A 13,020-nucleotide genomic window follows, 5' to 3' on the forward strand; every position below is an offset into this window, starting at 1 on the left:
GGATTTTAAAGAGCGTTGCGCGCTGCACTAACCGTCTGGTCGACAAGCGCATCGAATGAGATTTTCGCCGGGCGGCGCATATAGGTGACGATATCGTCGGCGAGGAGTGGCTTTGACCAGCGTTCTGCAATAATGCCGGGGCCGTGCTGGATGGCGATCATGCTCAGAATCTGCGCGGCATTGCAGTCAACGTCATGGCCGATGCCGCAGACGATTTCCAGCGTCTGGTCGAAGTCACCTTCGCCGAACCAGAGCGCCACAACTTGTGCCGCGGCATTTGGCGTGACGTGAATCCAGTTATACTCGGCATATTCGGCGTCGCATTTTGCCCAGGCGTCCTGCCAGTTTTCTGTTGTATTACAGGCATTAAGCGCGAAGGCGAGAACCGCACCATATTCCGTGTCGGTCGAGAAAAGCTCTGCGGTTGAGACGAGCAATTCGCGCGTGTTTTGAACCGCGAAGGCGCGGGCCGCCATGACGGCATTGAAAACTTCGCCCAGGATTCCGTTTCCGGCGTGGGAGATTTCCGCATCCATCCAGGCAAGGCGGGCAGCTTCACGCGCACGTCCCGGCACAACCATGCCGCAGATTGTGCCGCGCATCTGAGCGCCGATCCATTCATCGAACGGATTGTCGGACGTGCCGGTTTCAGGCGCCGTGAGGCCGCGACGCATATTGGAAAGGGCGATTGCCTCCGCCGACCAGCCAAGCGGGATCAGCGACGTCCAGCGTTCGGCAATGTCGGCGCTGGTCACAGAAGAACCCTTCTCGCCAAAGGCTTCCAGAAAGGCGATCTCAAAGGTGATGTCGTCATTATAGGTGTTGGGCTCGCGCACATAATCGCGGATCGGACCGAAAACCTCCATGATGTTCTCAGCCGTATAGCCCTCAAGTGCTGTGCCAGCCGCAGCGCCCACCAGCTGCGCCATCCATGCGCCCGCGGTACGGTCGCGGAAATCATCAGACTGGATAGGATAAGCCACATCGTCCGGCCACTTCACGCTCGCGTCAAACACTTCCCATGATGCAAAGCGGATGGTTTTCTGCGATGGATGCTCGGGATCGGGCTTTGCCGCGCGCATCAGCATACGCAAACGCATATCGATGCGATAAAGCGTTTCAAAATCAGAGCGCTCCAGTGCTGCAAGCCCGTCGCGCAGAAGCTCTGCATAGGGTGCCAGCACATAGCCCTTGTTTTCAAGCGATTGCAGCGCACCGGCCATCAGGCATTCGGGTGCTGCTGAACCCGGCACATTGCTTTTCCAGAACATGGCCATGAGATCGTCCTGCGCCTTCATGACGGCGCTTGCGTCCCATGTCTGCTCTTCTGCCGTGCGTATAACAGGCTTCGTGTCGCGCAGCAGATCGCGTGTCAGCTCCCAGGCTTTCATGTTTTTCTCGTTTTCATGCATTTCAGGATTTCTTCAACTGTCTTGCACGCCGCTGTCTTCTTGCGGCATGTACCGTCAGCACCACAACGGGCACGAGATAAGGGATCATCTGCATCAGCTCGAACGGCAGTCCAAGGCTTTGCAGGGTGATTGCCAGCGATTCCGCTGCAGCCAGCACAAGACTTGCGACCAGCGTTCCCCACGCCGTTCCCTGCCCCATCACTTCGGCTGCAATGGCGATGAAGCCACGACCAGCGGTCATGTTCTGGCCGAACCAAGTGACATAGCCGAGTGAGAGATAGGCGCCTGCAGCACCGCCAAAGATGCCAGAAAGTATAAGCGCCTGCATCTGAACGCGTCCGGTGTGAATGCCTGCAGCGCGCGCGGATTTGGGATCAACACCCGTTGCGCGCAGATGAAGGCCGAACCGCGTCCGCATCATCAGAAGGCTGACGGCCGGAACAGCCAGCAATGCAACAAAGCTCAGGATATGGATATTGCCGATATAAGGAATGCTGAGGCTTGGCAACGCCCCGCTTTTCAACGCGCCCGACATGCCCTTGTCGCCAGTGGCAACGAAAAGCCCCAGCGTCGTGCCTGCTGCCGCGGCAATATTGAGCGCGATGCCGGTCATGATGAGATCGGTGCCGAGCTTGTTGACAGACAGCGACATCAACCAGCCGAGAAAGGCGCCGACTATAAGGGCCGCAAGGAGACCGATGGCCGGGCTTCCCGTCGCCGCACTTGCGAGAACCGCAATCAGCGCTGCAATCAGCATCATGCCTTCCATGCCGATATTCAGCACGCCTGCACGGTCAGAAATCATCACGCCGAGCGCTGCCAGCAAAAGTGGCGTGCCGACACGCAGAATGGTGGCGATGAACGCCGGATCGAGGATTTGTGCGAGAACTGCGCTCATGACTGCTCTCCTTCACGATTGCGCAGGTTTCGGATCACACGCAGCACGGTTGGATGGTTGTGAATGACGCTTGCCGTGGCACCAACCATGATAGCGGCGGTGACAAGGCCCACAACTTCGGTCGGGATATTCATGTTGCGGGCGAGAAGATCGCCGCCAACCTGAACAAACCCAAGGAACAAAGCTGCCGGAATGAGCAGGAATGGGTTTTCGCGGCCAAGGATGGCAACCACCAGCCCCGTCCAGCCGTAACCGGGCAGGTCGAGCCATGCGAAGCGGTTATGCAAGCCCAAAACTTCGAGCGCACCGGCCATGCCTGCCACCAGACCACCAACGATCTGCGCGCGCATGATGATGCCCTTGAGCGGCAGGCCCAGATGATTTGCAAATCCGGGACTGGAGCCTGCAATGCGGATATTGAGACCGGAACGTGTCCAGTAAAGCCAGATGCCACCTGCGATACAGGCGAGAATGGCAATGATCGAACCGCTGTTAAGCCGCGTGCCTGCCAGAAGCCGGTCGAGCTTTGCTTCGGGTGGAATGCGCATGGACATCATACCACCCGCAGCCGGGTCGCGAATGACATAATTGAGCACGAACAGCCCAAGAAACAGGAAGGCGTAGTTGAGAACCAGTGACGTTACCATTTCAGATGCGCCGAAACGCAGGCGCAGCGCTGCGGGGATCGTGCAGGCAAAGCTGCCCGCAACCGCACCGCACAAAATGGCAACCGGCAGCGAGAACCAACCAAGCGACGGCAGAAGAACGGCTCCCGCAACAGCACCCAGTCCACCAAGATAAAAGCCGCTTTCAGCACCCAGATTAAACAGGCCGGAACGGAAGAGAATGGTGATGGCAAGGCCCGTCAGCATGATCGGGGTTGCAGCTTCCACCACATTGCCCATGTGGCGAATGCTGCCAAATGGTCCGAGGAAGAAGGTCTTGAGCACACCTGCCGGATTATCCTGCATCAAGGCCAATGGCACGAGCAGCAGCGCCATGATGACGCCGATCACCAGCACGGTCAGAAAGAAGGGAATAAGATAGGATATAAATCTACGCATCAGGCTGCATCTCGCGTGCCCAGCATATAAGGTCCAAGGACCGCTGGAGTAATACGGGGTCCGTTTCTGAGAACGGCAACTATGCGACCATTGAAGAACACGACGATGCGATCGCTCAACCGCAGCAATTCATCAAGATCGGCGCTGACGAGAAGCACAGCACAACCACCTTGCGCCACTTCATCGATGCGTCGATGCAGGAAGGCTGCTGCTGAAACATCAATGCCGCGTGTTGGCTGATCGGCGATCAGGAATTTCGGTTTGGTGGCAAGTTCGCGCGCAGCGATAAGCTTCTGCGCATTGCCGCCCGACAGCGAGTCGAGCCTTTCGGTGATCGCACCTGCACGCACCGAATATTGTTTAATCATGCCGCTGACACGCGCTTTGATCGCGCTCCATCGCAGGAAAGGGCCGAAATCAGTGTCGCGGTTTCCGTCCGTGCCGGCAATCGTGTTTTCAGCCAGAGACAGGCCCGGCGCACCGCCTTGTGAAAAGCGGTCGGCAGGCAGATAGGCCAGGCCTTTTTTGCGCCAGCTGGCCGTGTCGGCAGTGCCCATATCTGCGCCGTTAAGGGTGATTGCACCTTGAGATGCGCGCATCAGACCAGACAATGCGGAAACGAGTCCGCGCTGGCCACTGCCATCAACACCGGCTACACCGACGATTTCGCCTTCGCCAATGGTGAGGTTTACATCGCGGATACGGTCGGCAGGGTCGAGGGCTTCAATGGTGACGCCCTTCATTTCAAGGACTGTTTGCGTCGCATTCAGCTTGTGCGCGCGTTCCGGAATTTCGACCGCGTGGCCCATCACCATCTGCATGATGGCATCGTCCGGCACATCAGCGAGCTTTTCGGTTCCTGCAACTGCGCCTGCGCGCAAGACCGTGACGCTTTCAGCCAGCTCGCGCACTTCATTGAGCTTATGAGAAATGAAGAGAATGGTGATGCCTTCATCACGCAGTGCTTTCAGCCTGCGCATCAACTCTTCAATTTCGGGCGGCGAAAGAACGGCGGTCGGCTCATCCAGGATCAAGAGCCGTGTGCGACGCGCCAGCGCCTTGAGGATTTCGATCTTCTGCTGGGCTGCAACCGAAAGCGTACCAGTGATCGCATCCGGATCCGCGTGCAGATCATAATGCTGCATCAGCTCTTCGACCGATTTACGCGCGCTCACACGGTCGATAAACCCGCCTTTTACCGGCTCATGGCCGAGAATGATATTTTCGGTGACGGTCAGTGTCGGCACCAGCGAGAAATGCTGATGCACCATGCCGATACCTCGGGCGCTGGCATCTTCCGGCGACCATGATGAGATCGTCTGGCCGTCGATCACGATCTCGCCTGCGGTGGCATTTTCGATGCCGAACAGGATTTTCATGAGCGTGGATTTGCCTGCACCGTTCTCGCCGCAAATGGCGTGGATCGAACCGGCGCGGATCGAAAACGACACATCGCGCAGTGCAACCGTTCCGTTCGGATAGACCTTGCTCACATTTCGGAAGGCGACGATTGCATCGCCGCCTTCAATGTTTTCAGCTTGTTTTTCCACGATTATGGACGAACCTTTTTGCGGATCGCATTGAGATCTTCGGTGCTCATGCCAAATGCGGTTGGGACCGTGACCTTGCCTTCGGAGATTTCATCGGAGGCCTTCTTGATGGCGTCCTTCATTTCCTGCGTGGCCATGGAAGCCATGTTGCCATCCTGCACGATGCCGACAGCGCCTTCCTTCAGGCCAAGTGCTTCAGCCTTGCCGAATGGAAGATTGCCTTCCTTGAAGCGGTCATAGGCTTGCAGAAGGCTGACATCGACATTCTTCAACACGGAGCTGACGACCTGCTTGGCCATTGCCGGATCACTGTCCTTGAAGATGGCTTCCTGATCGGAATCAACGCCCAGAACGTACTTGCCGGTTTCTTTTGCAGCCGAAAGCTGACCAAGGCCGGTCTGCGAGGCAACGACGAAGCCGAGCGATACACCCGAACGATACTGCGCGAGGCCAAGTTCCTTGCCCTTTGCCGCATCCATGAAGGAGCCTGCATAGGAGATCGCGATTTTGGTGTCCGGCTCAATTGCCTGCACGCCAGCAATATAGCCAACGAGGAAGTCATTGATGACCGGAATATCCATGCCGCCAAGGAAGCCGAGATTCTTGCCAGTATCGCCGAGCTTGCCGTCCTTCAGGAGCGAAGCCGCCAGCATCCCGCCGAGATAGGAACCTTCGTTCTGCTTGTACTGGATCGAATAAACGTTGTCGTAGCCGCCTTCTTCATAAGGCACGCTTGCATCATAGAGGACGTATTTCTTGTCCGGATATTGCTGCGCAACGGAGCCTACGGTTTCCGACATCTGGTAGGTGCCGCCGATGATGAGATCCCAGTCCTGTTCGGATGCATCGAGGAAGACCGGTTCCCACTTGGTCGGATCATCACCGATTTCGAGAATCTTGGTTTCGACGTCGTCGCCATATTTGTCCTTGATCATCTTCATGCCATTGGCAGCGGAATCGAAGAAGGATTTATCGCCGAGCGCGCCATTGATGATGAGCAGGATCTTGTCTTGAGCCTGTGCTGCCGTGGTGGCAACTGTGCCCATCGCCGTGGATCCGGCGAGAGCGAGAGCAAGATGAAACATTCCCCGTCTGGTGAACTTGAACACAACAGAACTCCATTTTTACATCAATAAAGAGATGGAATTTCTGCTTAGGGCTTTTCGCCTCGTTCTACAGATCCCCCACACTTGCCCGATCAAACGATGCTGGCAAGTGCAAGTCAATCTCCAATTTCGGGGGCATCTGTGGACAAGATAAGGCTATTGCGTGGAATGCTGTTATAGCGTTCGATTATTTCACGAATGCCTGACTGGGGTGACGTAAAGCCGGGTCAAAAGGGTTGAGTTTCTCGGAAATAGCGGCTGCTTCACGCTGCAAAAGTTCCGTGATCGTGTGCTGACGTTTTTCTGTTAATCGTGAGGCCAGCGTGCCGATGCTGAGTGCCGCCACCGCTTCGCCGCTGCGATTAAGCACCGGAACACCCAAGCCCGCCATGCCATCAATCATGTTGAAGTTGAAGGTGGATGCGCCGGTTTCGCGCACTTCCGCTATCATGATGCGAAGATCAACCTCGTCAATTGTGGCCTTGTCCAGGATGCGGGGCATGTTGAAACGGATGATCGCCTCGCGCTCTTCTTCCGGCAGAAAGGACAGAATGGCAAGGCTGCCCTGGCCGATGCCAAGTGGCACCTTGCCACCGATATCGCCAGTATAAGAGCGGATCGGAAACGGCCCTTCCACGCGATCAAGACAGACCGCATCGAAATTGCTGCGCACAAGCAGGAAGACCGTATCATTGAAGGTGGTTGAAAGTCGCAAGAGGGAAGGGCGGGCGAGGCTCAGAATTCCATCGCGCTGACGAGCTTGCGCTGCCATGGCGAAAAACTCCAGCGACAGACGATAGGCTTTCTTGTCGGGAAGCTGCTCGACAAGGTTTTCCGCAATCAGCGTCTTGAGCAAACGATGGGCCGAAGGCTGGCTTAACTCAAGCTCGCGCGCCAGATCGATTAACCGCACGCCGTCATCCGTGCTGGCTGCCAGACCTTTCAGAATATGAATTGCCTTCACCAGACTTGAGTTAAGCGCGGCACCAGATTTCATATTCTCTGATATATCATCCATAAAATTGCTTCCAAATTCTGCATTTTGAAAGAAATATATAATTTCTTCCGAAATTGAAAATTATAATTTGTAATCGTTCAAAATTTTCTGCCATTTAAAATCCGTCGCCAATGGGAAGGTCCGGCAAGGTATCCAGAGGATGCCGTAAGCGGGTCGGCGGTTTTAACTTGAAGTAAGGGGAACGCCACGGTTGCATCAGTGACCGGACAAACACGCGTTCAAACGACCCAAGTCTGATCAGCGCTTGATGCGCGGTCGAGCCGCTCCCGCCAGCTAGCCCTATCGAAGAGGCGACGTGAGACAACATCACGGCGCTTCCGCTCCCCCGCAAATTCAGGCGGAAGTCATGCCGAGAGGGAGATGCAATGAGCTTTTTGACCCTTTCCGGAATTTCCCGCCACTACGGCAAGTTCGCGGCTGTCGACAATTTCAATCTGACGATTGAAAAGGGCGAGTTCATTTCGCTTCTCGGCCCTTCTGGCTGTGGCAAGACCACGACCTTGCAGATGATCGCCGGTCTGGTGCCGCCAACGGCGGGCACGATCACCCTTGATGGCCGCGAAATTACGCGCCTTGCGCCAGCCAAGCGCGAATTGGGCGTCGTTTTCCAGAGCTATGCACTGTTCCCGCATATGACGGTTGCGCAGAATGTGAGCTTCGGCCTTGAAATGCGCAATGTTCCAAAGGCAGAGCGCGAAAAGCGCGTTCGCGACGTGCTGGAACTGGTGCATTTGGGCGCACTTGCGGATCGTTATCCGCGTGAAATGTCGGGCGGTCAGCGTCAGCGTGTGGCCATTGCGCGTGCGCTGGTCATCAATCCGCCGGTTCTGCTGCTCGATGAGCCGCTCTCCAATCTTGATGCGCAGCTGCGTGAAGAAATGCAGTTTGAACTGCGCCGCATCCAGCGCACCGTTGGTATCACCACGATAATGGTAACGCATGATCAGGCCGAAGCGCTTTCGATCAGCGACCGCATCGTGGTCATGGAAAAGGGCCTGATTACACAGGTCGATGCGCCATATAAGCTCTATGAGCACCCGCATAACCACTTCATTTCCAACTTCGTCGGCAAGTCGAACTTCCTGAAAGCGCGCGCCGAGGGTGACGTCATTTCGCTGGCCGATACGGCCATCCGGTTTCCGGCTCCAGCGCAGGAAGGCGGAAAGAAGGTATCGGGCGAGCTGTCCGTCTTCATCCGTCCTGAAAAGGTGCAGCTTGTTGCAGCAGACGAAGGCCATATCGCAGGTGAAGTCTCGACCCGCTATTTCATGGGTGCGCAATGGTTGCTCGGTGTTACAACGCCAGCAGGCCAGCTTTCGGTCGCCCTGCCTAATCTCGGCAACCCGCCGCCGGCTGAAGGCACGGCAGTTGGTCTGAGCTGGAACCATGACGATTGCCGCATCCTCACCGCAGGGGTGAACTAAGCATGTCGGCTGTCACCTCACAGGATCAAAACGCTTCGGCCAAAGAGCGGCGCAATCTGCTCCCGCTTTTTCTGGTCGGACCTTCGACGCTTCTCTTTTTCGCGCTGGTGCTGCTGCCGCTCGGTCTCACCGTGCTGCTGTCGTTCAATAGCTATAGCTACGACAAGGGCATCGAGGACGTCTACACGCTTGCCAATTATACGCAGGTTCTCAAAGACCCGTATTATCTCGCAATCTTCTGGCGCACGCTCAAACTGGCATTGATCACAACTGTCATCACGGTGCTGATCGGTGTGCCCGAGGCCTATATTCTTTCGAACATGCGCAAGCCATGGCGCTCGATCTTCCTGCTGGTGATCATTGGCCCGCTTCTGGTCTCGGTCGTGGTCCGCACATTCGGCTGGAGCATGTTGCTGGGGCGCAATGGCCTTGTAAACAGCGTGCTCGACATGGTCGGTCTGCCGACCACGCAGATCCTTTACAGCGAAACAGCCATTGTCATCGGTCTGGTGCATATCATGCTGCCATTCATGGTGATCCCGGTGTGGACTGTTCTGCAGAAGCTCGACCCGTCGGTGGAAGCAGCAGCGCTGACGCTTGGTGCATCGCGCCTGACAGCGCTTCGCCGCGTGGTGTTTCCGCAGGCAGTTTTAGGCATCCTGTCGGGTAGCCTCATCGTGTTTGCGCTTTCGGCCAGCTCCTTTGCCATTCCGGGTCTGCTTGGTGGACGTCGTCTGAAAATGGCGGCAACCGTCGTCTATGACGAATTCCTGATCGAGCTGAACTGGCCGCTGGGTGCTGCCATCGCCATCATCGTTCTGGTCGCCAACCTTGTGATCATGATCGCCTATAATCGCATGCTCGAAGGGCAAGCGAAAAAGAAGCTGGGGTAACGGCCATGGTCAAGAACGGTCCTTTCGCTCTATTCTTCCACACGCTGATCGTCATCTTCATGCTGGCGCCAATGGTGGTGGTGTGTTTGGTGGCTTTCACGCCGGAAAACACGCTGTCCATGCCGTGGAACGGTCTTTCGCTTCGCTGGTTCCAGGCGGTTTTCGCGCATAATGACTTCATGACGGCTTTTGGCAACAGTCTGAAGCTTGCTCTGTTCTCAGCAACCCTTTCAACGGCGCTGGCCGTGCCGTCAGGCCTTGCAATTGCACAATATGCGTTCCGTGGCCGCGATGCGCTCAACGCGCTGTTCCTGTCGCCACTGATTATCCCGCATCTGGTTCTGGGCGTTGCGTTCCTGCGTCTTTTCACGTTGATGGGTTTCACCGGCACATTTGGCTGGCTGGTGGCTGCACATACGATTGTCGTCACGCCTTATGCGCTGCGCCTTATCCTTGCTTCGCTTGGCAGCATGGATCGCAATGCGGAAAACGCGGCACGCACTCTGGGTGCTGGCGAATGGACTGTGTTCCGTCGCATCACTCTGCCACTGTTGCTGCCGGGTCTCTCGGGTGGCTGGCTGCTCGCCTTCATCAATTCGTTTGACGAATTGACCATGTCGATCTTCGTCACTTCGCCGTCCACGGTTACGCTGCCGGTCCGCATGTATATGTATGCAAGTGAATCCATCGATCCGATGATGGCGGCTGTGTCGGCCCTGATGATCCTCGTTGCCACCGTGACCATGATTATTATCGATCGTATGTTCGGTCTCGACCGACTGCTGGTGGGTAAAGGCTAAGCAGGCAGATCATGACATTCCCGGTTTCGCCTGCCGCGGCTCAGTTCCGCAGACGGTATCGGCTGACTGAGCAGCCGATCAGCTTCTCGCTCGACGGCGTGCCTTTTGAGGGCCGCCGTGGCGATACCGTGTTGACCGCCATTCTCTCGGTGCAGGGAAAGCTGCGTCATACGGAATTTACCGGAGAACCGCGTGCGGGCTTCTGCCTGATCGGCGCGTGTCAGGATTGTCATGTGATGACTGCCGAGGGCTATAAGCTTCGTGCCTGCACCACGCTTCTGGAAGACGGCATGGCTTTTGTAACGGAGCCAGCACTATGAGCGCGTTGCGCAATCCGGTTATTGTTGGCGCTGGTCCCGCAGGCATTCGCGCTGCCGAAACGCTGGTCAAAGCGGGTCTTAAGCCCATCGTGCTTGATGAAGGCTTTCGTTCAGGTGGCCAGATTTATCGCCGACCGCCTTTCGATGATGGCCGCAGCTATAAAGCGCGCTATGGATCGGAAGCGCATAAGGCCGAAGCGCTGCACAAGACGTTTGACACGTTGCGCGGCGCAATCGATTATCGCCCGGAAACGCTCGTCTGGAATATCACGCGCGGCGAGGGCGATCGTCTTGATCTTCTGACCAACGGCTCGCATAGCCAGCTGGCCTATAGCCATCTCATCCTCGCAACCGGCGCGACCGACCGTGTTCTGCCGTTTAAAGGCTGGACCAAGCCGGGCGTCTACACGCTGGGTGCATCGCAGACGGCGCTCAAAGCGCAAGGCTGCACAGTTGGCGAACGCGTGGTATTCATGGGTTCAGGCCCGCTGCTTTATCTGGTGGCCTGGCAGTATCATCATGCAGGTGCGAAGGTCGTAGCAGTTCTCGACACTGCACCCTTCACCTCCAAGTTTCATCTGGCACATCTTGCGCTTTATGCGCCGCGCATTGTGGCGCTCGGCGCTTATTATGGTCTGCGTCTCAAGCTTGGTGGCGTGCCGATCCATTATAATGTCCGGCCGGATGAAGTTCTGGGCGAAGGCCATGTTGAAGGCATTCGCTTTCGCACGGGCAAGCACGTTCGCGAGGCTCAGTGCGATGCGCTGGCTTATGGTTTTGCTCTGCGTCCTGAAACCCAGCTTGCCGATCTCGCCGGTTGCGAATTCCGCTTTGAAGAACGCGACCGCGCATGGCTTCCTGCAGCAGACAGGCTTGGCCGTTCAAGCCGCGAAGGTGTTTATGTGGCGGGTGACGGTGCAGGTATTGCTGGTGCCGATGCTGCTGAAATTCGCGGATCATTGGCCGCGATTGCATTGCTCCGCGACATGGGCCTGCCGTTTGACGAAGACACGGAACGCGGGCTTCTCACAAAGCTCGATCATATCTATCGCGAGCGCCTGATCGTCGAAAAAGCCTTCCCGTTCCCGCGCGACTGGTTCGACACGATTGCAGGCGATGTCACCCTTTGCCGTTGTGAAGAAATTGCGGTGCGTGATGCGAAGGCAGTCATCGGCGAAGGTGATACGCGTGAGATCAACCGGCTCAAAGCGCTTACCCGTGTCGGCATGGGCCGTTGTCAGGGGCGTATGTGTACCGCTGCCGCCGCAGAACTTCTGGCGTCGATGCAGGACAAAACGCCTGCAGAATTCGGGCGTATCCGTGCTCAGGCACCGGTCAAGCCGATCCCGCTCGGCTTTGGCGCTCCGGCCAAGGAAGGCGCTTCGTCATGACCAGACAACTCCAGGCGGATGCGGTTATTATTGGCGGCGGGATTGTCGGCGGATCGGCGGCGCTTTTCATGCGTCAGGCCGGATTGTCGGTCATTCTGCTCGACAAGGGCTTTTGCGGTGCGCAGGCAAGCGGCGTCAATTATGGCGGCGTTCGCAGGCAGGGCCGCGCGCCGGAACAGCTGCCGCTTGCACAGCGTTCGCACAAATTGTGGGCGCGTCTGCCGGAACTGATCGGTATCGATGGCGAATATAACCGCAGTGGACATTTGAAGCTTGCCCGCACTGAAGCGCATTTCGCCAAGCTAGAAGCCTATGCAGCAAGAGTGAAGCCGCTCGGTCTCGATGTTGAGCTGATCGGCGGCAATGCCGTGCGCGAACGTTTCCCTTGGCTTCCGGGCGATGTTGCAGGTGCTTCGCTTTGTGCGGAAGATGGCAATGCCAATCCGCGACTGGTTTCGCCTGCTTTTGCCCGCGCCGCACAGGCTGCAGGTGCAACCGTGCTGGAAAACACACCGGTCATCGAAGTGCATGAAACCGGCGATGGTTTTGCCATTCTGGCCGGCGAGGGCATCGAAATCCGCTCGCGCCTTCTGTTCAATTGCGCGGGTGCCTGGTCGGATCGGTTTGCAGCCTCATTCGGTGAGCCGGTACCGTTGACGCGGATTTATCCCACAATGGTTGTGACCGAGCCGATGCCGTTTCGCTTGCCGATGAGCCTTGGCGAAGAAGGCGGTGGTTTCTACGGCCGTCAGGTCACGCGCGGCAATTATGTCATGGGTGGCGGACGCGGTACGCCGCTTGAAAACCCGGATTTTTCGCGGCCATCGGTCAATGCGGCGTCCTCGGTAATGCTGCGCGCAATCGAATTGTTTCCGCATCTCCAACATGCACAGGTGATCCGTTTCTGGTCAGGAACAGAAGCTGAAATGCCGGATGATAATCCGGTGATCGGGCCAAGCAGCCGGGTCAAGAACCTTTATCACGCCTTTGGTTTTAATGGCGCCGGTTTCCAGACCGGACCGGCAGTCGGCGCGGTCCTCGCAGACCTTGCGCTCAAGGGCGAGACAGAAACACCCATCGATGCATTTTCGATCAACCGTTTTACTTCAACCAATACCAATCTTAACATGGAAGGGAACTAAGC

At 56.8% G+C, this 13,020-nt stretch carries 12 protein-coding genes; 6 read left to right on the plus strand and 6 right to left on the minus strand.

Features of this window, described 5'->3' with window-relative positions:
* Positions 1 to 5 precede the first annotated feature (5 nt).
* The 6 genes from CEV34_RS21920 to CEV34_RS21945 all read right to left on the minus strand — a co-directional run bounded on the left by CEV34_RS21920 (position 6) and on the right by CEV34_RS21945 (position 7,048).
* The gene (locus tag CEV34_RS21920) at positions 6 to 1,391 is read right to left on the minus strand and encodes an ADP-ribosylglycohydrolase family protein (protein ID WP_235819153.1); all 1,386 of its coding nucleotides are present in this window, start codon (positions 1,389 to 1,391) and stop codon (positions 6 to 8) included.
* 22 nt (positions 1,392 to 1,413) lie between these two features.
* Positions 1,414 to 2,310, minus strand: coding sequence for an ABC transporter permease (locus tag CEV34_RS21925; protein ID WP_007877405.1), 897 nt, complete (start codon positions 2,308 to 2,310; stop codon positions 1,414 to 1,416).
* On the minus strand, positions 2,307 to 3,374 hold the full coding sequence (locus tag CEV34_RS21930) for an ABC transporter permease (RefSeq protein ID WP_094544503.1): 1,068 nt from the start codon (positions 3,372 to 3,374) through the stop codon (positions 2,307 to 2,309). The genes CEV34_RS21925 and CEV34_RS21930 overlap by 4 nt, the downstream gene beginning before the upstream one ends.
* Positions 3,374 to 4,924 carry an ABC transporter ATP-binding protein gene (locus CEV34_RS21935; RefSeq protein WP_094544504.1) on the minus strand — a complete coding sequence of 517 codons (1,551 nt, stop codon included), beginning with the start codon at positions 4,922 to 4,924 and terminating at the stop codon, positions 3,374 to 3,376. The genes CEV34_RS21930 and CEV34_RS21935 overlap by 1 nt, the downstream gene beginning before the upstream one ends.
* 2 nt (positions 4,925 to 4,926) lie before the next feature.
* Positions 4,927 to 6,033, minus strand: a complete 1,107-nt coding sequence (locus CEV34_RS21940) for a BMP family ABC transporter substrate-binding protein (protein ID WP_094544505.1) — start codon at positions 6,031 to 6,033, stop codon at positions 4,927 to 4,929.
* A gap of 184 nt (positions 6,034 to 6,217) precedes the next feature.
* Positions 6,218 to 7,048 carry an IclR family transcriptional regulator gene (locus CEV34_RS21945; RefSeq protein WP_007877398.1) on the minus strand — a complete coding sequence of 277 codons (831 nt, stop codon included), beginning with the start codon at positions 7,046 to 7,048 and terminating at the stop codon, positions 6,218 to 6,220.
* Positions 7,049 to 7,413: 365 nt separating this feature from the next.
* Here CEV34_RS21945 and CEV34_RS21950 point away from each other — a divergent pair, with 365 nt between their 5' ends.
* From CEV34_RS21950 to CEV34_RS21975, 6 genes are read left to right on the plus strand one after another with little or no spacing between them, the layout of a single operon-like run.
* Complete coding sequence (locus tag CEV34_RS21950) at positions 7,414 to 8,472, plus strand: ABC transporter ATP-binding protein (protein WP_094544506.1); 1,059 nt, start codon at positions 7,414 to 7,416, stop codon at positions 8,470 to 8,472.
* A gap of 2 nt (positions 8,473 to 8,474) precedes the next feature.
* On the plus strand, positions 8,475 to 9,365 hold the full coding sequence (locus CEV34_RS21955; protein ID WP_007877396.1) for an ABC transporter permease: 891 nt from the start codon (positions 8,475 to 8,477) through the stop codon (positions 9,363 to 9,365).
* A 5-nt stretch (positions 9,366 to 9,370) separates the two neighbouring features.
* Positions 9,371 to 10,165, plus strand: coding sequence for an ABC transporter permease (locus tag CEV34_RS21960; protein WP_007877395.1), 795 nt, complete (start codon positions 9,371 to 9,373; stop codon positions 10,163 to 10,165).
* An 11-nt stretch (positions 10,166 to 10,176) separates the two neighbouring features.
* Positions 10,177 to 10,485 (plus strand): (2Fe-2S)-binding protein, encoded by a 309-nt coding sequence (locus CEV34_RS21965; protein WP_094544507.1) that lies wholly within the window; start codon positions 10,177 to 10,179, stop codon positions 10,483 to 10,485.
* Positions 10,482 to 11,876 carry an FAD/NAD(P)-dependent oxidoreductase gene (locus CEV34_RS21970; RefSeq protein ID WP_094544508.1) on the plus strand — a complete coding sequence of 465 codons (1,395 nt, stop codon included), beginning with the start codon at positions 10,482 to 10,484 and terminating at the stop codon, positions 11,874 to 11,876. The genes CEV34_RS21965 and CEV34_RS21970 overlap by 4 nt, the downstream gene beginning before the upstream one ends.
* Positions 11,873 to 13,018, plus strand: a complete 1,146-nt coding sequence (locus CEV34_RS21975; RefSeq protein WP_094544509.1) for an NAD(P)/FAD-dependent oxidoreductase — start codon at positions 11,873 to 11,875, stop codon at positions 13,016 to 13,018. Before CEV34_RS21970 ends, CEV34_RS21975 begins: the two co-directional genes overlap by 4 nt.
* Positions 13,019 to 13,020: the final 2 nt, after the last annotated feature.

Origin of the sequence: Brucella pseudogrignonensis (assembly GCF_002252525.1) — a bacterium.
Taxonomy (GTDB): domain Bacteria; phylum Pseudomonadota; class Alphaproteobacteria; order Rhizobiales; family Rhizobiaceae; genus Brucella; species Brucella pseudogrignonensis.

Coding starts and splice junctions, on each gene's coding strand:
- CEV34_RS21925 (WP_007877405.1), bottom strand. CDS start 2,310: ATGAGCGCAGTTCTCGCACAAATCCTCGATCCGGCGTTCATCGCCACC.
- CEV34_RS21955 (WP_007877396.1), top strand. CDS start 8,475: ATGTCGGCTGTCACCTCACAGGATCAAAACGCTTCGGCCAAAGAGCGG.
- CEV34_RS21920 (WP_235819153.1), bottom strand. CDS start 1,391: ATGAAAGCCTGGGAGCTGACACGCGATCTGCTGCGCGACACGAAGCCT.
- CEV34_RS21975 (WP_094544509.1), top strand. CDS start 11,873: ATGACCAGACAACTCCAGGCGGATGCGGTTATTATTGGCGGCGGGATT.
- CEV34_RS21965 (WP_094544507.1), top strand. CDS start 10,177: ATGACATTCCCGGTTTCGCCTGCCGCGGCTCAGTTCCGCAGACGGTAT.
- CEV34_RS21960 (WP_007877395.1), top strand. CDS start 9,371: ATGGTCAAGAACGGTCCTTTCGCTCTATTCTTCCACACGCTGATCGTC.
- CEV34_RS21930 (WP_094544503.1), bottom strand. CDS start 3,374: ATGCGTAGATTTATATCCTATCTTATTCCCTTCTTTCTGACCGTGCTG.
- CEV34_RS21945 (WP_007877398.1), bottom strand. CDS start 7,048: ATGGATGATATATCAGAGAATATGAAATCTGGTGCCGCGCTTAACTCA.
- CEV34_RS21970 (WP_094544508.1), top strand. CDS start 10,482: ATGAGCGCGTTGCGCAATCCGGTTATTGTTGGCGCTGGTCCCGCAGGC.
- CEV34_RS21950 (WP_094544506.1), top strand. CDS start 7,414: ATGAGCTTTTTGACCCTTTCCGGAATTTCCCGCCACTACGGCAAGTTC.